We start from the raw sequence: 20,239 nt of genomic DNA on the forward strand, positions 1-20,239 counted from the left end.
TCAAATAGCGTTGCGCGGGTCCACAGCGCCAGTGCCCGCACCGGGTTGCCGGTGTAACCCCACAATAGAGATTAGCGCCAACCAAGCGCGGGAGCGATGTGAGTCAGGATCGCCTCGATGACGTGCGCGTTGTAATCCACGCCGAGCTGATTGGGCACGGTCAAGAGCAGCGTGTCGGCCTCCGCGATAGCTTCGTCCTTGGCCAACTGCGCAATCAGCACGTCCGGCTCGGCGGCATAGCTGCGGCCGAAGATTGCTTTGGTTTTTTCGTCGATGAAGCCGACCTGGTCCGCGTCCTGACCACTGTGTCCAAAGTAGGCGCGGTCCCGGTCGTCGACCAGCGCGAAGATGCTGCGGCTGACTGACACGCGAGGCTCGTGCTTGTGACCAGCCGCGCTCCAGGCCTCGCGGAAAGCCCGGATCTGGTTGGCTTGCTGGACGTGGAACGGCTCTCCGGTCTCGTCGTCCTTCAGGGTGGAGCTTTGCAGGTTCATGCCCAGCTTGGCCGCCCAGACCGCGGTGGCGTTCGACCCGGCGCCCCACCAAATGCGGTCGCGCAAGCCTTCCGAGTACGGCTCGAGGCGCAAGAGGCCTGGAGGGTTCGGAAACATCGGATGCGGATTGGGCTTTGCGAAGCCCTCGCCGCGCAGCAGCTCGAGCAGGATCTCCGTATTGTGCCTGGCCATGTCGGAAGCGGTCTCGCCGTCGCGTGGAACGTAGCCGAAGTAGCGCCACCCATCGATAACCTGCTCGGGTGATCCGCGGCTGATGCCGAGTTGCAAGCGCCCGCCGGCAATGAGGTCGGCCGCGCCCGCATCCTCGGCCATGTACAGCGGGTTCTCATAGCGCATGTCGATGACTGCCGTACCGATCTCGATCCGGCGGGTCTTGGCGCCTACGGCTGCCAGCAACGGAAACGGCGAGGCGAGCTGACGAGCGAAATGATGCACACGGAAATACGCACCGTCCGCTCCCAACTCTTCGGCGGCAACGGCAAGATCGATGGATTGCAGAAGGGCGTCGGATGCCGATCGCGTCTGCGATTGCGGTGAAGGCGTCCAATGCCCGAACGATAGAAAGCCGATCTTTTTCATAGACATTCAGTGTAAACCCTTGGGACGCATGTTCGAGGTTGCTGCCCGTTGGCAATCCGGATCAGATGCGCGCGATCGCGTGAACGCCCTGTGCGCACGATCCGCCGCAGCAGGTTGCGAGCGTCGATAGCATCATTGACCTATATTTTGATACATTCGATGAGGCAATATCCCGTCGTCATGGCCTGCGGTGCCGTAGAACGTGTCGAATTTAGTCTGCAGAATGGACAATAGCGAGATGAATGAACAGACCCCGCATGGCCCGCGGAGCACGCTGCTGGCGGTTGAAGATACCGAATTTCTGCTTCGCGACGAGATGCGATCGATCCGCTTTGCCCTCGAATATGCCAAAGCCGAACTCGCGTTGCGGGATTGGGGGATCCGCTCGACTATCATTGTTTTTGGCAGCGCGCGTGTGCCGTCTCCGGAGCAGGCCGCGGCCGCCGCCGAAGCGGCTCGGACGGAGACCGAGAAGAGGGTGGCCGAGAGATTGCAGCAGCAAACCGAGTTCTACCAAGTCGCGCGCGAATTCGGGCGCATCGCTTCGCAGCGCGGCGGCGCCTTCGATCCCAAGAACCGGTGGCGCGACAATGTTGTCGCTACTGGCGGCGGCCCCGGCATCATGGAGGCGGCAAACCGAGGCGCGTCCGACGTCGGTGCTCCAAGTATCGGATTCAATATTACCCTGCCACATGAGCAGATTCCCAATCGCTACATCACGCCAGAGCTCAGCTTCCGATTTCACTACTTCGCAATGCGAAAAATGCACTTGGCCATGCGTGCGAACGCTCTGGCGATTTTTCCCGGCGGTTTCGGAACCATGGACGAGATGTTCGAGGTGCTGACGCTGCAGCAAACGCAGAAGGCCCCTCCAGCGCCCATTGTGCTGTTCGGCGAGAGCTATTGGCGCAAAATCATTAACTTCGAGGCCCTCGTCGAGGAGGGCATGATTTCTGCGGCCGACCTCGGTCTCTTTGAATTTGCGGAGACCGCGGAAGACGGTTGGGCCTCACTGGTTCGCCGTGGCTTGCGTGCGCATGGTACTACCCCAGCCGGTTGATCGGCGACGGACGGCGCGGAGCAAACGGTATCCGCTTTTCCGGATCATGCTCTAGTCGTGCAGGAGCATGTCGCCCGCCACCGGATCGCTGACGCGCACGCGTTCTGCCTTCGATGCAATTTGCAAGTCAGACCTTTCCGCGAGGGGGAGGGCGCAGGCTGAATCGTCGTCACGAGGTTGCCGCGGCAACAGCAGCAAGATTGAACCTGTCAAAACCAGGGCCGCAAGCCGGATTGCGATCACACCCAGCAAGACATCCGATCCGCTTGCGGCAGAATGATTTTTCATCATCGCAGCATGACCGACACGGGTAGGCTGGACAATCTGGAAATACCGGCGACTGCCTTCGCCAGGAACGAAGGCTTATCGCGATTGTCTGACTGCGACGGTGCACTTCAGGCTCGACACGCATCCGTCTAGCTCGCCAGATCTCGTCGGCGCAGTCGGCAATATGTTAGACCCAGCCACCATCGACGATGTAGTTCTGGTTGGTGCAGGCGCCGCTGTCGTCGGCGGCGAAGAAGAGGACGACGCGGGCGATGTCGTCCGGCACCAGCTTGCGCTTAAGGCATTGCCGCTGCATGATTTCGGCCTCACCTTCGGGCGTCAACCACAGATCCTGCTGTCGCTGGGTCATGATCCATCCGGGCAGGATGGAATTGACCCGCACATTGTTGGGCCCAAGATCGCGGGCGAGCGCACGGGTTAGGCCCTGAACCGCCGACTTGGCGGTGGTGTAGCAGGGCATGTTGCCCTGGCCGATTACCCAACTCACCGAGCCGATATTGACGATCGAACCGCCCCCTGCCTGGATCATATCCGGCGCGACCGCCTGGGCGCTAAAGAACTGATGTTTCAGATTGACCGCGATCCGCTCGTCCCAGTATTCCGGCGTGACGTCCTCGATCGCGTGACGGTCGTCGCGGGCCGCGTTATTGACCAGGATGGTGATCGGTCCGAACGCCTCGCGGACGCCTGCGACCGCGCGTTTCAGGGCGGCGATGTCGCGCAGATCGGCGTGCTCGAAGTGCACACTCGCATGCGCCGGCAGGCTGGCCAGTAGCCGCTGTGAGGCCTCCACATCGATGTCGATGAAACCGACCCGCGAGCCTTGGCTGACGAACCGGCGGACGATGGCCTCGCCGATGCCGGAACCGCCGCCGGTCACCAGTACAGTCAGGTCCTTGAGACTTGGATAGATGGCGCCCTGCATTGGCATCCTCTCGATTTTGCGCCTGAAGGGCGTCGGTTGCGTTGGCTGCGGCTCAAACAAGGGCCACGGCTCCCGGTGTTCACTCGGTCGTCTCGATGTGGCTTCGGTCCACGACCCGCAGCGTCCGCCGCACCATGCCGTCGACAATTGCCGCCGACTCGCTTGGACGCACATATATTGCCGTGGACTTGAGCAGCCACGGTAACACAGCCTGGTCGAGCCGCTCCTCATAGGCGCGGCGCATCATGTCAAATGCCTGCAGGCCGGGGCCCGCCAGGATGACATGGTGCGGGCGCAGCACCGATATCGTTGCGGCGACCGCCTCTGCAAGCGCGTGGCCCGCCTGCCGGAATAAGTGCTCGAGACGGGGATCGCCGCCCAGTGCTCGCTCGCGTAGCAGAGCCATCTGCGCCTCGGACGGCTGCTGCGACGCCGCCGGCGGCAGGTCGAGAAAGGTGCGGGCGTCGCGGTAGAGCGCATAGTCGGCGAGATAGGCCTCGATGCAGCCGCGCTGGCCGCAGCGGCATTGCGGACCGTTCGGCGCCAACTTGACATGGCCGATCTCGCTGCCGGCGCCGGCGCCCCAGCGCGCTTCACCGTCGACAACGACGCCCATCCCGACGCCGTGGCCGACCATGATCGTGGCCGAGAGGCCCTGCGCCAGTGCCGGCTCCGCGGCTGCGAGGGCCAGCGCAACTGCGACAGCGTCGTTCGCCATCACGACCTCGACCCCGAATGCCTGACGCATCGGCTTCGCCAGATCGATGTCGGTGACCGACAGCGCCGGGCTCCACAGATGCCGTCCGGTGTCGGCGTTCACGATGCCCTGCAGCGCAATCCCGATTCCCAACAGCCGATGGCGCGGCGTTGCCGTCGCGTCAAGCATAGCATCGATCTGTGCGATCATGAGATCGCACAACGCATCTGCATCGAGAGCGCGCGTCGTGAGTGCAAGTCGCGATTGCGCCAAGCCAGAGCCACTGAAGTCCGCGATCAGTGTCTCAATCAGGTTCATGCGTAGCGAGACCGCAATGATGCGGCCAAACTCCGGGTTCAGGGTCAGCAGTACCGCCGGCCGGCCACGGCGACGGCCATTCGGCCCGTCCGCATCCTCTTCGTCGGTATCGTCGGGCCACGACGTTGCCGCCCCGGCGTCGGTCTCGGCCTCGCACAACAGTTCTTCCGCTATCAGTCTCGACGTTATGGCCGAAATGGCCGCGAAGCTCAGCCCCGTGCTGCGGGCGAGCTCCACGCGCGGCAATGGTCCCTGACGTCGCAAGACTTCGACGAGGCGGCCGCGATTCGATCCGCGGGCCACGCTTGAAGCACGTCTCGGCGGCTCGGGCTGCTCATCCATGCGGCCATTTTAATTCGTTCAGTGAAATTAATCAACGTGTGAGACGCAGGAGATGGCCAAAAAGAACAATGAAGGCTACCTTATCGTACCAATTATACTATCGTTGCGCGAGAAGATCGGCAACAACATCCTTGACTCGAGATTTTGTTCCGATAATTTATTCGCAGTGTAAACAAAATAAGGCGCAAGAAGCGCCGTGCGTGGATCCCCTCATACCGGGGTGACGACAGGGAGGTGCACATGAAGAGCTCAATGAAGACATTGATCGTGCCGCTGCTGGCGGGCGCAGCCGCGCTCGTGATGGCTACTGGGGTGGTGCAGGCGCAGCAGAAAAAGACAATCGCGCTGGTGACCAATGTCGCGGCTGACTTCTGGACCATCGCCGGCCGCGGGCTCGAGAAGGCGCAGAAGGAGCACCCGGAATACAATATCGAGTTGATCGTCACCAACGATGGAACCGCGGCGGGCCAGCGGCGCGAGTTGGACGACCTGCTGGTACGCGGCGTCGCCGGCATCTCTATCTCTGTAGACGATGCGCCGCACGCAACCGAACAACTCAACAAGGTTGCGGCCAAGACCGTGTTGATCACGACGGACAGCGACGCGCCGCAGAGCAATCGTCTCGCCTATATCGGCACCGACAACGTCGCGGCTGGGCGGCAGGCGGGCGAGGAGATCAAGAAGGCGCTGCCGAACGGCGGCAAGATCGCGCTGTTTGTCGGAACGATGGACGCTGATAACGCCCGCGAGCGTGTGCAGGGTATCAAGGAAGCGATCGCCGGCACCAAGGTCGAGCTGGTCGACGTGTTCACCGACCAGGTGGACTTCGCCAAGGCTAAGGCGAATATGGAGAACGTACTCGTCAAATATCCCGACATTGCGCTGTTGTCCGGCCTGTGGAGCTACGAGACACCGCTGGTCTATGACGCGGTGAAGGCAGCGGGCAAGGTCGGCAAGGTGAAGATTGTCGGCTTCGACGAGGACCAGCGCACGCTGCGGGGCATTTCCGACGGCACGATCGAATCCACGGTCGTGCAGCAGCCGTACGAGTTCGGCTATCTCTCCGCCACCAACATCATCAAAACGCTGAACGGCGACAAGTCCTGGATCCCGTCGGACAGCAAGCTGATCGTGCCGACCAAGGTGATCAGCAAGTCCAACGTCGCGGAGTTCACCGCATCTCTGAAGGAACTGCTGAAGAAGTAACTTCAGTATGCTTCACCGCCGGGCTGCCACAGGCGGCCGGGCGTTGTGCGGGAGGAAACGCCAAATGGCGGAAACGCTGCTTGAACTTGCCGGGATCAGCAAGACTTATCCCGGTGTCAGGGCCCTCGACAACGTCAACCTGCGCGTGTACCGCGGCGAGGTGCTGGGCCTGATCGGCGAGAACGGCGCTGGCAAATCGACGCTGATGCGTGTGCTGGGCGGCGTGATCGCGCCGAGCGAGGGCGTGATCCGCATCGGCGGCAACGACCACGCCCGGATGACGGTGAGCGAGGCGACGCGGGCCGGCGTCGCCTTCGTGCACCAGGAACTGAACCTGTTCGAGAATCTCGACGTCGCGGCCAACGTATTCATTGGGCGCGAGAAGCTTATTGGCGGCCCGCTGAAGCTGGTGGACAACGCGGAGATGCGCGCCCGCGTGACGCCGCTGCTGGAGCGGCTGGGCGCCGATTTCACGCCGAACACGCTGGTCGACGACCTGTCCATCGCGCAGCGTCAGATGGTGGAGATCGCCAAGGCGCTCTCGATTGACGCCCGCGTGATCATCATGGACGAGCCGACCTCCAGCCTGACAATTTCGGAGACAGAACGGCTGCTGGAGGTGATTGCCGACCTGAAGGCGCACGGCATCTCGGTGATCTTTATCTCTCACCGGCTGGGCGAGATCATGACCTGCGCTGACCGCGTCGTGGTGCTGCGCGACGGGCGCACGGTAGGGGAGCTGGCGCGGGACGAGCTGAGCCATGCCGCAATGATCCGGCTGATGATCGGCCGCGACCTGAAGGCGCTGTATACGCCGCCGAAACGGCCGTCGCAGCCGGGCGGCTGCGACATCGTCGGCCTGGTGACATCAGCCTTTCCCGACCGGCAGATTAATCTTTCCGTGCGGCGCGGCGAGATTCTCGGCCTGGCAGGGCTCGTGGGCGCCGGCCGCACCTCGCTCGCCCGCGCGGCCTTCGGCATTGACCCGCTGCTGGGTGGCGAGATCAGGATCGACAACGCGCCGGTCGGTGTCGCGTCGCCGCGGGATGCGATCAGGCAAGGGGTCTATCTGGTGCCGGAGGACCGCAAGAAATCCGGGCTAGTGCTTGAACTGCCGATCCGCGAGAACGTGACGCTCGCGAGCTTGCTGAACTATGCGCAGATGTGGCTGGTAAACGGCGCGGCCGAGCGCAAGGTCGCGAAAGAACAGGTTAGGAGCCTGTCCATAAAGGCGCCGAGCATCGATATGGAGGCCGTGACGCTCTCCGGCGGCAACCAGCAAAAAGTGGTGCTGGGCAAGTGGCTTTCCATGCAGCCGCGAGTGATGTTCTTCGACGAGCCGACCCGTGGCATCGATGTCGGTGCCAAGAGCGAGATCTATGTGCTGATGCGCGACCTCGCCGACCAGGGCGTCGCGATCGTGATGATCTCCTCGGACATGGAGGAGGTCATCGGCGTCTCCGACCGGGTGGCGGTGATGCATGAAGGGAGTGTCAGCGGCGTGCTCGAGCGCGAGCAGTTCAGCGAATACAACGTGTTGCGGCTGGCGGTCGGCCAAGCGCTGGAAACCATGGAAGCCGCTGCGCCATGATGAAGAAAGAACTCGGCCTGTGCCTGCTGCTGGTGGTGATCTCCGCGATCACGGGCGCGATCAATCCGGCCTTCCTATCGTTGGTGAACTTGCTGAATATGGCCAATCTGATCGGCCTGTTCGGCGTGTTCGCGCTCGGCGTGGGGCTTGTGATCATCACCGGAGGCATCGACCTTTCGGTCGGCTCGATGTTCGCGCTGCTTGGCGTCGTATTCGTCGACCTTCTGACGACTTATCAGATTTATTGGCCCTTCGCGCTGCTGCTGGTCCTGCTGGGCGGACTGGCGCTAGGGGGCATCCAGGGTTTCCTGATCACACGGCTGAAAATGCAGCCCTTCATCGTGACACTGTGCGGGTTGCTGATCTATCGCGGCGCCGCCCGCTACTATACGAGCGATTCGACACGCGGCTTCGGCTACGGTGACGAGGCCAGCACACTGAGCAACATCGCCTCCGGCAATATCGCGGGCATCCCGAACACCTTCGTCTTCCTGATCATCCTTGCGCTGATCCTCGGCGTGCTACTGCACCGCTCGGTCTACGGGCGCTGGCTCTATGCCGTGGGCAAAAACGAGGAAGCGGCGCGCTTCTCCGGTATCAACACGGATATCGTGATCGCGACCGCCTACATCATCAGCGGCGGGCTCGCCGGGGTTTCGACCGTGTTGTTTGTGTTCTACACCAACTCAGTCTCTCCAAGTTCGTTCGGCAACTTCTACGAACTCTATGCGATCGCGGCTGCCGTCCTGGGTGGGTGCAGCCTGCGCGGCGGCGAGGGCTCCATTCTCGGTATCGTGCTGGGGACGGCGCTGCTGCAGGTGCTGCAGAACCTGGTGAACATCCTGGGCATTCCCAATTCCCTGAACTTCGCAGTGATGGGGACGGTGATTCTGCTCGGCGTGCTGGCGGATCAGCAATTGCAGAGCCGTCGGCGGCGCAAGATGGTGCTGGCCGGCCTGGCCCGTACGGCGCCGAAATCGACACTTGTGCAAGGAAAGCAAAGCGCATCACCGCGCGGCGCGGCTGCGTTGCCAACGAGTATGGGCGATCAGGCATGACAGTTCGATAGAGAACCACGACCAGGCGCTCCAGATGGCCGCTTCTTCGGCAGCCAAAATCGGCGTGTGCTGGGAAGGGAGCACGTTCCAGGCGCGAGGCTTTGGGCGGGGACGTGACACAAAATAAGCAAAGCCGGGGACGCTGGGAGTACCAGAAGATGTTTTTGCATAGGTCTGTAAACGCCGCACGTGTGTGCGGCGTGGGGATTGCTTTGTCGTCTCTGTTGAGCGGAGGAGCGCATGCGGCCGATTTTTCAACGAAAGCTCCGCCTCTTCCTTATGTCGCGGCGGATGATTTCTGGACAAGGCCATACCTGTTTGGCGATCTCGGCAGGACCAAGCTGAAGGAGCAGGGCATCGATATTGGCCTGACGCTGGGTAATGAATCCGTCGGCAACCTGTCGGGCGGAAACAGGAACACCGCGGCCAACGCCGGACAACTGTGGTTCGGGGCCAAGCTCGATATGGCGAAGCTTGCCGGCATCCCGGGCGGCACGGTCGGCCTCACGCTGGTCCAGCGTTTCGGCGACAACCTGAATACCGAGGCAGGCATTCCGGCCTTGCAGTTGACCAACGAAGTTTTCGGCCGCGGCAATATCTTTCGCCTGACCCAACTCTACTACTCGCAGAAGCTTTTCGATGATCAGCTTGAACTCAAGGGCGGCCGTCTTCCGGTCGGCTCCGACTTCTTCTTCGGTCTGTGCGAGTTCATCAACCTGACCTTCTGCGGCGGCCAGCCCGGCAACATCCTGGGGGGCTACATCTACAACTGGCCGGTGAGCCAATGGGCCGGTGTCGTCCACTACAACTTCGCCAAGGAATGGACGTTTTCGGTCGGCGTCTACGACTCCAATCCGAATTATCTGACGACCTCAGAACCCAGCACGTACTTCTTGCCGGGCATCCCCTCCTCAAAACCAGTCTCGGGTGTATTCGTGCCGATGGAGCTGACCTGGAGCCCGAGCGGTGCCCTGTACGGGACCTGGAGATTGGGCGGCTGGTACGACAGTCAGTCGACGATTGATGGTGGCCTCCCGGGTATCATTGTTACCATCCCGGGTGTCGGCGGTGTTCCGGATCAAAATCTGGGAGATCAAAGAGGCCGCTTCGGCGTTTATGAGTCGATCCTGCAGCGGTTGACCGTTGATGGTCCCGGCGCGCTGGGTTGGTATACCTTCCTCAATACGACCGTCGCCGATCACCGGACGTCGTACCAGGATTACCAGATCGCCTGGGGCGTCAAGCACACCGGAACGTTCGCCTCGCGCCCCCAGGACGAAGTCGGCTTCGCGGTGGGCACGACCCACGTGAACTCGGCCGCTCTCAGCCCGAATGCAGGCGGTAACGAAGTTCCGATCGAAGCTTGGTACGGTTGGCAGGCAACCGGCTGGATGAACCTCAAATTCGACGTCCAGTATGTGATCAATCCCGGCGGGCGCGGGTATAATGCCGACGGTGTGAAGACCGACAATGCCTGGGTTCTTGGTATGCGCACCGAGGTCCACTTCTGAATGGTAACCCCTCACGTTGCCGGGCAGCCGGTCTTGGAGTTGAAAGGCATCGGCAAGGAGTTCGGTGCCATTCGCGCGCTGCACGGGGTCGACATGCGCATCTTCCCCGGCGAGGTGGTTGGCTTGATGGGAGACAACGGCGCCGGCAAGTCGACACTCGTCAAGATCATCGCCGGCAATTTCCCGTCGAGTCACGGCGAGATTCGCTTTGACGGCAAGGCGGTTCATTTCGCCCGTCCGATCGATGCCCGCGCGGTCGGAATCGAGGTGGTCTACCAGGACCTCGCGCTCGCCGATAATCTCACGGCGGCAGCCAATGTCTTCCTCGGCCGCGAGCTCAAACGCAAATTTGGTCCATTCGCCTTTCTCGATCACAAGGCGATGGCGGCGCGTGCGCTGGAATTGTTCGGAGAGCTGCGGTCGGAGACCCGTCCGCACGACCTCGTCAAGCAGATGTCGGGCGGTCAGCGTCAGGCGGTGGCGATCGCGCGGACGCGGCTCTCCAATGCCAAGCTCGTGATGATGGACGAGCCGACGGCCGCGATCTCGGTCCGCCAAGTCGAGCAGGTCTTAAGCCTGATCCATCGCCTGAAGGAGCAGGGCGTCGCGGTAGTGCTGATCTCGCACCGCATGCCCGACGTGTTCGCGGTCTGCGACCGCGTCGTCGTCATGCGCCGCGGCGAGAAGCGCGCCGACAAGGCGATCGGCGACACCAGCCCCGAGGAAGTCACCTCCCTCATCACGGGAGCGAAGGAGGCCGCGTGATGGCCACGCCCCCGGAATCTCCCATCATCACCTTCACCAATGTCGGCAAGGCCAAATGGTGGCAGAGCGGCATCTTTGCCTCGCAGACCGGTTACGTCCTGCTCGCGCTTGTGGCGCTGTTCGTGGTGATGAACTTCGCGAGCCCCTATTTCTTCACCGAAGGCAATATGCAGAATGTGGCGAAGAATTTTTCCTTCATCGCCATCGCGACGCTCGGCGTGACCTTCGTCATTATCACGGGCGGCATCGATCTCTCGGTCGGCTCGATGATGTGCTTTTCCGCGATGATCACCTCGATGGTCATGACGCACATCTCGACGCCGGGCACGCCTGCCGCGGAGTGGTTCGTGCATTTGGCCGCCGACGGCAAGACCGTGATCGCCAATGTGCCGGGTTTGATCCTGCTCGTCTCGCTCCTGGCGGGGCTCGGCGTCGCGCTGATCGTCGGCCTCGTCAACGGCTTCTGCATCGCGGTGCTTGGGCTATCGCCTTTCGTCACCACGCTCGGCATGCTCTCGATCGTGCGCGGCCTCGGCTACGTCGTCTCCAACGGCCGCGGCAGTTTTCCCGGCGGCCCCGACGCCGATTATTTCTATGCGCTGACATCGGGCGTTGTGTTCGGCATGCCCGCGCCGTTCATCTATCTCGTGGTTCTCGCGGTCGCGATGGCGGTCGTGCTGCATCACACCAGTTTCGGCCGTCACGTCTTTGCCCTCGGCGGCAATGAGAAGGCGGCCGCGCTGACTGGCATTTCGGTCGTGCGGGTGAAGGTCGAGGTCTATGTGATCTGCGCGCTCGCGGCGGGTCTGCAGGGCATCATCATCTCCGGCTGGCTCGGATCGGCGCCGGCAAACATGGCGACGTCCTACGAGCTCAACATCATTGCGGCCGCCGTCATCGGCGGTGCCAACCTCGCCGGCGGCGTCGGCGGCCCGCTTGGGGCCATTGTCGGCTGCGCGCTGCTCGAGGTGATCCGCAACGGGCTCGTGCTCGCGCAGGTCAACTCCTATTGGCAGCAGGCCCTCGTGGGCGTGATCATCATCGTGGCGGTGCTGGTCGATCGCATCCGATCGCGCATGGCCTAGAGAGTTCCTCCGGGAGGATAACGAAATGATCGTCTATCCGCCTCCCGGAGCCGCTGATTTCAAGGGATAGGCACAAAAAATGTGGAGGGAAGCAATGAGGAAGGTACTTCTTGCCGGCATGGCCGTCGCCATGATGGCGACGCCGGCGTTTGCTCAGAGCTACAAATTCGTGATCGTGCCCAAGGCCATGAACAATCCGTTCTTCGATTTCGCGCGCGACGGCTGCCAGAAACGAGCCAAGGAGCTCGGCAACATCGAATGCATCTATAAAGGTCCTGTCGAGCACGAGCCGGCGACGCAAGCCCAGATCATCCAGGATTTCATCACCCAAAAGGTGGACGGCTTGGCCATCTCGGTCGCCGATGTTGCCGCGATGACCAAGTCGATCGAGGCGGCAACGGCAGCCGGCATTTCCGTCATCACGTTTGACTCGGACGCGCCGGGCTCGAAGCGGATTGCCTACATCGGCACCAACAACAAGGAGTTCGGCCTCGCGCTTGGCAAGCAATTGCTGAAGCTCCGGCCCGATGGCGGCAAATACGCAATGGTCTCCGGCGGGCCGGGTGCGGAGAATTTGGCCGAACGCGTCAATGGCGTCCGCGAAGCGCTCAAAGGTTCGAAGTGGACCGAAGTCCCGGGCTCGCCGACCTTCTGCAACGACGACCCCGCGCTTGGCGTGCAGCAGATGACGGATCTGCGCACCGCGACTCCTGACCTCGCGGCGATCATTCCGATCGGCGGATGGCCCATGTTCGCGCCGGAAGGCTTCAAGGCGTTCGCCAGCAAGAGCAAGAAGGACATGGACGCTGGCAAGTTCACGCTCGTCGTGGCCGACACCCTCAGGATGCAGCTCGAGCTTCTGAACGAGGGTTATGCCAATGCGCTGGTCGGCCAGCGTCCGTTCGAGATGGGCGAGAAATCGATGGATACTCTTCTTGCAATCAAGAAGGGCCAGAAGGTGCCGGAGATCATCTACACTGGTCTCGACGTTGTGACGAAGGACAACATCGCGAAGATGTTGAAGTAGGAACGTCTTGACCGGATTTCTACGGCGCAACGGACTAGAGCATGATCCGGAAAAGTGGAGACCGGTTTTCCGAAAAAGATCATGCTCTAACAAAAAGCTAGAGCGGGATGACGATTCGAAGAAAAGTCATCACGCTCTAGCGTCGAATCGCAAAGTCCTTCGATGCTCGCCGATATTCCCAATTGGCCTGCTCAAGTTCTGGTCGATCGAACTCTGCCTCGGGGTACCCGACGCACAAGTAGCCAATGAATTTCCAGGAGTCCGGTACTTCAAGAATCTCGTGGATGCTGGCTGGGTTCAGGATCGATACCCAGCCAACCCCGATGCCCTCCGCACGCGCGGCGAGCCACATCGAGCAGATCGCCGCGACCACGGAATATTCGACCGTTTCCGGCATGGTTGCACGCCCGAGGCCATGACCCATGTCGCCTGCCGTTTCCGCGAACACGGCCAAGTGTCCCGGCGCCTGTTCGAGGCCTGAGAGCTTGAGGGCTGCATATCGGGCCGCGCGTTCGCCCGAATAGGCCTGCAAGGCATCAGCATTGCAGGTCTTGAAGTCTTCGATCACGGCCCGGCGTCTCGTCTTGTCCTCGACAATGACGAACCGCCAAGGCTGGCTCAGGCCGACCGAAGGGGAAAGGCAGGCGATCTCAATGAGCCGCTCGATGGCGTCGCTCGGAAGCGGATCAGGACGAAACCGCCGGACGTCGCGGCGCCACACGAACAGCTCGCGCAGTTGCCGGCGAAAGGATTCGTCGAAGGAAACCATCAGGGCTCACGGTTCTGAATCGAATAATGATGCGGGATCAGCAGCACGGCGATTTCGCCGATCTGTTCGAACGCGCCCAATCTGTCCCCCAAATTTGTCGCGTTCCGAGAGGTCAAAAACGGGTACAAACGTGGGCAGTTTCGGCTAGTTTGGAGTGCACAGGTTCGTGTTTCATCCTGTTGAGAGCATAGGGTAAATCATTGAAATCGCAAGACTATCGCTTTTCTGTGGCGCCCATGATGGAATGGAGCGAGAGTTTCAAGAATCTCAATCGGTTAGAGCCCTGCGTGTGCACGACGTGTGCACTGAGAGATCAAAGAAAATCCAGCAACAACCAACGTCAACCGGCTGAACTGAACGCGCTGCGGTCTCAGCGGGAGGCCAGCGATCTCCAGGGTAGCTACGAATTGCAAGCCGAACTTTGCGAGGAAGCAATTCGTGGAATGAGTGGTTTTGAAATGACCGCAACTGGGGCGCAAAGCGGAGATCCGGAAAATTCCTGGACGTTGCGCGCTGCGAAGAGGACAAAGTTCTCAGGCAATACCTGCGGTGCCGGCGATGAGTTCGAAGGAGCGCAGCCGAGCTGCGTGATCGTAGACATCGGACACGATCATGAGTTCGTCGGCGGCTGTTTCCGCAACGAGCGCATCGATGCCCGAACGAACCGTATCGGGCGAGCCGACGATGGAGCGCGCGAGCATGCTCATCGCCTGCGCTTTTTCCGCAGGCGACCAATAGCTCTCAATATCGTCGATCGGCGGCTGGCTCAGGCCCCGCGCGCCGCGGAAGATGTTCGTGAAGGACATCTGCTGGGTCGTCGCCAGCCTGCGCGCTTCGTCATCGCTGCCGGCGGCGATGATGTTGACGCCTACCATCGCGTAGGGACGGTCAAGTTGCTCGGACGGTTTGAAGCGGCTGCGGTAGATCTGCAGCGCGGGGATCAGCAGGTCAGGAGCGAAATGCGAGGCGAAGGCATAGGGAAGCCCGAGTTCTGCTGCCAGCATCGCGCCAAAATTACTCGATCCGAGAATCCACAACGGCACTTCCGTTCCCGCCGCCGGCACCGCCTGGATGCGCTGATTGGGACCGGCTGGAGCCAGAAAGGCCTGCACTTCGAGAACGTCCTGCGGGAAGTTTTCGGCCGCTTCGGGCGTACGGCGCAACGCGCGCAGTGTAAGCTGGTCGGTCCCCGGTGCACGGCCCAGCCCGAGATCAATGCGGCCCGGAAACAGGCGCGCCAGCGTCCCGAACTGCTCGGCGATGACGTAGGGGGCATGGTTGGGGAGCATGATGCCGCCCGCGCCGACGCGGATCGTTTTTGTTCCGGCTGCGATATGACCGATCACAACCGACGTCGCGGCGCTCGCGATGCCCGGCATGTTGTGATGCTCCGCCACCCAAATGCGGCGATAGCCCCAAGCCTCGGCATGGACCGCGATATCGCGGGCGTTATCGAGCGCGCCGCGGGCATCGGTGTCTTCGGTGACGCGGACGAGATCGAGGATAGACAGTGTCGTCATAGGAACTCCCGAACGAAACCTTCTGTGTGAATGAGGCTGCCAGAGATACTTGGCCGCGTCCAAGCTTGTCCGAAACGGCAGGCTTCATTCGATTCTTGTACCCCATATGGGCACTGTCTCCGCGTGGGTCAATTCTGGTGAATCCGGTCCGCGATTGACCAACAGCGCCGACTGCAATCAGCACCGGGCGCGTCTCTGCGCCAACGACCGCTTCTGGGAGATGGTGCTAGGTATAAAGAACATACGCCGAACTGCTCCTTGCGTTTTAGGTCTTGATAGGTTTTAAGCCCGGTGACTTCACGATCACAGGTACGAACGAGAAGCGAACCCGTGGCTTGTCGCCCTTTAATCAGAGTGACGTAGCCCGGGTAGCTCATGCGTTTCAAAACTGTTCTGAGCCTCCACAAAGGAATCCATCATGGCCAAGATGACCAAGAATCAGTTGATTGATGCAATTGCAGAAGGAACGCAGGTTTCCAAAGGAGACGTAAAGGCCGTCATCGAGCAGATGGCGACTGTAGGCTATAAGGAACTGAATGAATGCGGCGAGTTCGTCATTCCCGGCTTCGTCAAGATGTCAGTCGTAAACAAGCCTGCTACCGAAGCCCGCAGCGGTGTAAATCCTTTCACGAAAGAGCCTATGGAGTTCGCGGCCAAGCCAGCCAGCAGGTCGGTCAAGGCCTCACCTCTGAAGGCGGCTAAAGACGCTGTTTGAAGCGGATGGGTTGGTTGAGGCCTGTTCGTTCGCCTGAACTGTGGGTAATTCCATCACACGGGAAGCGGCGCCTGCTTGCTGCTGTTGGTGATTTCCATGATTGTAGGTCCGCGAGAAGCGAGCGCGCAGGACGCAGAATGCATCCACGAGCGCGCTGCCATGGTCGAAACCATCCGCGGTTACACCCGGTCCCAGGCCGGTGTTCTTGGACAGCGCGAGCCGTCACGCCGCAGGGGCATCGCGGTACGGCGAGAAGCCAACCACAGCTAGGACGCCCGCACTCCGTCTTCTATGAACGCTCTATTCCGTCGGGCAGTCCTACCATGGGCTTGTCGATGTCATCGACAAACCCATGCGAAGGTGGCCGCAGCCGCTCGCCAAAGTAGCGTTTACGTCCTGGCCGTGAGGCCGGTCGGAATGCACGATGATGACGGACCAACGCGACGAAGGTAGATACGAAAGCTTAGGCGACGATTACCTCGTGAAGCACCGTCACTGTGGCTCGGATCCTAGTGATGGTGGTGGCGAGAACGGTGGTGATGGTGAGGACGGTGGTGGCCCCAACCGACGCGGGGAGGGACGTAGGTGGGCCGGCCGTAGAGAAGGACATCGCACCCGGCTCGACGATCGGCATCACCCTCGAGGGAGCAGACGGAAACACCGGGCAGGCGAAGTTCAAGAATTGAGCTTTCGCAATTGAATCTTCTAATCGGAGTGCCGCGATCGCGACGCTCCAGCGTGGAAGACAGGAACGCAACGGTGGCAGCGAACGGAACAGGCCGAGATCTGAGATTGGACCTCGCGGATTGGCGAATTGGGCGATCTTCCTCGACCACATTCCAAACAACGCGGTCGCATGGATCACGATGAAGAACTATGGGTTCAGCGACGCCGCGGACCTGTTTGTCTTCATATCTGGCTACACGGTCGCGCTCGTCTACTCCCGAACGATGGCGGCCAAAGGCTTCCTTGTGGCCGCGGTCGGCATCCTGGCGCTAGTCTGGCAGATCTACGTCGCGCATATCCTGCTGTTCGTTTTCTATGTCGTCGCCATCGCCTACATCGCGGAACGGTACAATCATGTGCATCTGCTTGATGAATTCAACGTCCGACTATTAATTGCGCAACCGATCGAGTTCCTCAAGCACGGCCTCGAGGTCTTCATTGGCGCGGCCCGCTGGTCGTTTGTGTGGAATGGTCGGCGGTTCGTGGCGGCCAGCCGGCCAAGTAGGGAGCCGCTATAGCTGTCCGCCGCAAACCGGCTGACGCAGCTAAAAACGCGTCCGAAAGAGCACGGGATCGAACTTTGGCCAGGATTCGGCACTTCGATAGAGCAAACGGCCGATAAGGAGGCTCCGATGGATGACGATGAGTTTCGCGTTTGGAGCCATAAGGCCGCTGATTGGGGCGTGAATTATCGCCGAGGTCTGCGCAATCGTCCCGTCCGGGCTCAGACAATGCCCGGAGCCACTTTCAATGCCATTCCTCCAAGCGCGCCCGAATTGCCGGAAGCGATGGACGCCATTTTTGCGGACTTCGAAAGGATCGTCATGCCGGGTATCACCCATTGGCAGCATCCGCGGTTCTTCGCCTATTTCCCGGCCAATGCAGCCCCCGCTTCAGTGATCGCCGAGCAATTTGTGTCGGCGATCGCCGCCCAATGCATGCTTTGGCAAACCTCGCCATCTGCAACCGAGTTAGAGACTCGTGTTCTGGACTGGCTGCGCCGGGCGCTCGGTCTGCCTGAAGGCTTCAAGGGTGTCATCCAGGACTCCGCATCATCGGCAACGCTGGCGGCAGTTCTCGTCATGCGCGAGCGCGCACTGAAATGGTCAGGCAACAGGCAGGGACTGTCGGGTCAACCGCGATTGCGGATCTATAGTTCGGATCAGGTGCACACCTCGATCGATCGCGCCATCTGGATTTCGGGAATTGGCGAAGACAATCTCGTGCGCATTCCGGTCCTTGGCGAAATGCGCGGCCTCGATGTCGCAGCATTGGACGCTGCGATCGTCTCGGACCAACAAGCTGGTTTTCTACCCGCGGGCATTGTCGCCAGTGTCGGAGGCACCAGCGTAGGCGGAACTGACAATGTCGCAGGGATCTGTGAAGTCGCGAGACGACACGATCTCTACGTTCACGTCGATGCGGCGTGGGCCGGGTCCGCGATGATCTGCCCAGAGTTTCGCCATCTGTGGGAAGGAGTCGCGCTGGCCGACTCTCTGGTTCTCAATCCCCATAAATGGCTTGGCGCGCAATTCGATTGTTCCGCGCATTTTCTGCGCGATCCCGAAAGCCTGGTGCGAACTCTGGCCATTCACCCAGAATTCCTCAAGACGCACGGCCATGACGGCATCATCAATTACTCAGAATGGAGCATACCGCTTGGCCGCCGCTTCCGTGCCTTGAAGATCTGGTTCTTGCTGCGGGCCTATGGGCTAGATGGGTTGCGCAACATGATCCGCAATCATGTGCGCTGGTCGGAGGCGCTGGCCGCGCGGCTGACACAGACAGTCGATTTTCGCGTGACAACCAGGCCCATACTCTCATTGTTCTCGTTTCGCCATGAACCGAAGAACGTTGCCGACCTTGATGAACACAACCTTCGACTGATCAATGCGATCAACAACGACGGACGGATCTATCTCACGCAGACCAAAGTCGATGGGCAGTTCGTCATCCGATTTCAGGCGGGTTCATTCGATATGACAGAAGCCGATGCGGATGCCGCATTCGACGTGATCATCGAAATTGCTCGACAAGTGAGTGCGCGAGCAGCATCAGCTTAAGTTCCACGGACGCAGGGTTCGACATCGCTTCCTGGCCGCCATGACAGATTTCGTTTCCTATCCTGAACCCGCCTGTTAACATCTTCTCGCGTAGTCGCGTTCTTATTCTTGGTGATGAATTTCGGATTATGACAGGATGCGCGAGGGAAAGCCCGTCATGCTCGCAAGGTTCATCGGCACCGTCCTGGCTGTCATAACTGTCTGTGTGACCACATGGGATGGAAATGCATATGCAGAGATATTGATCACGACTGCCACCATATCGTGGGGCGAGTTAGTAATCGTAGGAAGGGTTAGGCGACCGCGCGAGCCCAGCGTGGAGATTAGGATTAGCCCAAATAAAACAGTGCAGGTCGAGAGCACTTCGACTGGAGGGTTTAGGTGGATTGGACCAGAGTTTCCCTCCACTTGCATTGTCAAGATCACCTCCGGGCCGGATACGAGAGAAGTGGTGATACAAAACTGCGGCCTTCCCGGTCCTGCCGGACCGCCCGGGCCGGCGGGTCCTCCGGGCCCCGCAGGACCGATGGGCCCGCCCGGGCCTAAGGGAAATTAACGGGTAACCGGGGGCGGCCCTAATTCCGGCCGTCGGCAGCAAAGCGCAGGAACTGGCGCTTCATCGCATTGACCCTGGCGAGATAGGCCGCGACAAGGTGATCGCCGCAGCGCTCGCCAGCCATCGTTAGAAAACCACGGCGTACGAAAGCCCCCGCCGGACCGGCGCCGCAGAGATGGATGAATGCGGCCAGATCCTGCTTCTGCTGCGGGGTTGCCGTCGCATCTGTCGCGCGGGCGAGAACCGCCGCGACATTGCGGTCCAAATACACGGCCGCCAGTTCGATGGCATGGCTCGGAAGCGCGCGAATATATAGGCTGGTGAATCCGCAGTCGGCATCGACGACCGCATTCTTGCGGATACAGGACCGGGCAGCCTCGGCGAAAGCTGCATCGGTCATCTGATATAGGCCGACGGCGCTCGAGGCCGGTCGGTAGACTGCGAGAGGATTCCAGTTGAGTTGCCAGCGCCAGTAGGTGCGCGCCACCGGGTTGCCGGTGCTCTCGACTTGCGCCAACGCGGCTAACAATTCGGGCGTAATCGTGCTGGTCGAATAGACGCGAAAGAGCGGTCCGTACTGCCGCCACGTTTCACTCGGCTTCTTGTCGAGTGCGCCGCCAACGAGGAAGAACAACTCGGTCGGCTTACGGACCACGTGGTAGACGAGGTTCATCAGAGAGAATGCCGCGAGGAGGATCGCGACAACGCCAACGACCGCAACCGCCCGCGGTGCTGTCGTGAGCTTCTCTCGTACCCAACGCGTGCCATGCCAGCGGCGAAGGCGAGGGAGGAAGCTGGTCCAGCTTCTCCTGACGTGCGTCCTACGAGAAGAGGATCTGACAGTGCGCGGCGAGGACACAGGAATCGTCGGTCCGTTATATTGACCTGTTCAGAATCGACAAGCGACAGTTGATAGGGCGGGT

At 60.8% G+C, this 20,239-nt stretch carries 18 protein-coding genes and 1 pseudogene; 12 read left to right on the top strand and 7 right to left on the bottom strand.

What is annotated here, in order from left to right; all coding sequences use genetic code 11:
- Window positions 1-71 precede the first annotated feature (71 nt).
- Window positions 72-1,094, bottom strand: coding sequence for an LLM class flavin-dependent oxidoreductase (locus OZ411_RS10735; RefSeq protein WP_282527925.1), 1,023 nt, complete (start codon window positions 1,092-1,094; stop codon window positions 72-74).
- A 238-nt stretch (window positions 1,095-1,332) separates the two neighbouring features.
- On the opposite strand from OZ411_RS10735, the gene OZ411_RS10740 reads away from it, so the two are divergent.
- On the top strand, window positions 1,333-2,154 hold the full coding sequence (locus OZ411_RS10740) for an LOG family protein (protein WP_207234366.1): 822 nt from the start codon (window positions 1,333-1,335) through the stop codon (window positions 2,152-2,154).
- A 51-nt stretch (window positions 2,155-2,205) separates the two neighbouring features.
- Here OZ411_RS10740 and OZ411_RS10745 read toward each other — a convergent pair whose 3' ends face one another.
- The 3 genes from OZ411_RS10745 to OZ411_RS10755 form a co-directional block, all read right to left on the bottom strand.
- Window positions 2,206-2,442, bottom strand: coding sequence for a hypothetical protein (locus tag OZ411_RS10745; RefSeq protein ID WP_130576649.1), 237 nt, complete (start codon window positions 2,440-2,442; stop codon window positions 2,206-2,208).
- A gap of 166 nt (window positions 2,443-2,608) precedes the next feature.
- On the bottom strand, window positions 2,609-3,367 hold the full coding sequence (locus tag OZ411_RS10750) for an SDR family oxidoreductase (protein WP_130576651.1): 759 nt from the start codon (window positions 3,365-3,367) through the stop codon (window positions 2,609-2,611).
- Window positions 3,368-3,446: 79 nt separating this feature from the next.
- Window positions 3,447-4,724 (bottom strand): ROK family protein, encoded by a 1,278-nt coding sequence (locus tag OZ411_RS10755; RefSeq protein WP_282527906.1) that lies wholly within the window; start codon window positions 4,722-4,724, stop codon window positions 3,447-3,449.
- A 240-nt stretch (window positions 4,725-4,964) separates the two neighbouring features.
- Between OZ411_RS10755 and OZ411_RS10760 the strand changes: the two genes are divergently transcribed.
- The 7 genes from OZ411_RS10760 (at window position 4,965) to OZ411_RS10790 (ending at window position 12,967) form a co-directional block, all read left to right on the top strand.
- Window positions 4,965-5,930 carry a sugar-binding protein gene (locus OZ411_RS10760; protein WP_130582543.1) on the top strand — a complete coding sequence of 322 codons (966 nt, stop codon included), beginning with the start codon at window positions 4,965-4,967 and terminating at the stop codon, window positions 5,928-5,930.
- A 64-nt stretch (window positions 5,931-5,994) separates the two neighbouring features.
- Window positions 5,995-7,521 (top strand): sugar ABC transporter ATP-binding protein, encoded by a 1,527-nt coding sequence (locus OZ411_RS10765; RefSeq protein ID WP_130582544.1) that lies wholly within the window; start codon window positions 5,995-5,997, stop codon window positions 7,519-7,521.
- A complete protein-coding gene (locus OZ411_RS10770) occupies window positions 7,518-8,579 on the top strand; it encodes an ABC transporter permease (RefSeq protein WP_282527907.1) in 1,062 nt (353 codons plus the stop codon). The genes OZ411_RS10765 and OZ411_RS10770 overlap by 4 nt, the downstream gene beginning before the upstream one ends.
- 158 nt (window positions 8,580-8,737) lie before the next feature.
- Window positions 8,738-10,090 carry a carbohydrate porin gene (locus OZ411_RS10775; protein WP_282527908.1) on the top strand — a complete coding sequence of 451 codons (1,353 nt, stop codon included), beginning with the start codon at window positions 8,738-8,740 and terminating at the stop codon, window positions 10,088-10,090.
- A complete protein-coding gene (locus OZ411_RS10780; RefSeq protein WP_282527909.1) occupies window positions 10,091-10,855 on the top strand; it encodes an ATP-binding cassette domain-containing protein in 765 nt (254 codons plus the stop codon).
- Window positions 10,855-11,940, top strand: a complete 1,086-nt coding sequence (locus tag OZ411_RS10785; protein WP_282527910.1) for an ABC transporter permease — start codon at window positions 10,855-10,857, stop codon at window positions 11,938-11,940. Before OZ411_RS10780 ends, OZ411_RS10785 begins: the two co-directional genes overlap by 1 nt.
- Window positions 11,941-12,034: 94 nt before the next feature.
- A complete protein-coding gene (locus tag OZ411_RS10790; RefSeq protein ID WP_130582548.1) occupies window positions 12,035-12,967 on the top strand; it encodes a sugar-binding protein in 933 nt (310 codons plus the stop codon).
- A 136-nt stretch (window positions 12,968-13,103) separates the two neighbouring features.
- On the opposite strand, the gene bluB is transcribed toward OZ411_RS10790, so the two are convergent.
- Together bluB and OZ411_RS10800 are read right to left on the bottom strand one after the other, a co-directional pair.
- A complete protein-coding gene (bluB, locus tag OZ411_RS10795; protein ID WP_130582549.1) occupies window positions 13,104-13,736 on the bottom strand; it encodes a 5,6-dimethylbenzimidazole synthase in 633 nt (210 codons plus the stop codon).
- Window positions 13,737-14,269: 533 nt separating this feature from the next.
- A complete protein-coding gene (locus OZ411_RS10800; protein WP_282527911.1) occupies window positions 14,270-15,256 on the bottom strand; it encodes an LLM class flavin-dependent oxidoreductase in 987 nt (328 codons plus the stop codon).
- Between the two features lie 418 nt (window positions 15,257-15,674).
- On the opposite strand from OZ411_RS10800, the gene OZ411_RS10805 reads away from it, so the two are divergent.
- From OZ411_RS10805 to OZ411_RS10820, 4 genes and pseudogenes are all read left to right on the top strand, one after another.
- The gene (locus OZ411_RS10805; protein ID WP_130224561.1) at window positions 15,675-15,971 is read left to right on the top strand and encodes an HU family DNA-binding protein; all 297 of its coding nucleotides are present in this window, start codon (window positions 15,675-15,677) and stop codon (window positions 15,969-15,971) included.
- Window positions 15,972-16,468: 497 nt separating this feature from the next.
- Window positions 16,469-16,657, top strand: coding sequence for a hypothetical protein (locus tag OZ411_RS10810; protein WP_282527912.1), 189 nt, complete (start codon window positions 16,469-16,471; stop codon window positions 16,655-16,657).
- Between the two features lie 73 nt (window positions 16,658-16,730).
- Window positions 16,731-17,125 (top strand): annotated as a pseudogene (gene opgC / locus OZ411_RS10815) (OpgC domain-containing protein); the annotation flags it as partial.
- Between the two features lie 204 nt (window positions 17,126-17,329).
- On the top strand, window positions 17,330-18,760 hold the full coding sequence (locus OZ411_RS10820; RefSeq protein ID WP_282527913.1) for a pyridoxal-dependent decarboxylase: 1,431 nt from the start codon (window positions 17,330-17,332) through the stop codon (window positions 18,758-18,760).
- A 575-nt stretch (window positions 18,761-19,335) separates the two neighbouring features.
- Here OZ411_RS10820 and OZ411_RS10825 read toward each other — a convergent pair.
- Window positions 19,336-20,013, bottom strand: coding sequence for a transglycosylase SLT domain-containing protein (locus OZ411_RS10825; protein ID WP_282527926.1), 678 nt, complete (start codon window positions 20,011-20,013; stop codon window positions 19,336-19,338).
- Window positions 20,014-20,239: the final 226 nt, after the last annotated feature.

It is taken from the genome of Bradyrhizobium sp. Arg237L (assembly GCF_029990105.1).
Taxonomy (GTDB): Bacteria; Pseudomonadota; Alphaproteobacteria; order Rhizobiales; family Xanthobacteraceae; genus Bradyrhizobium.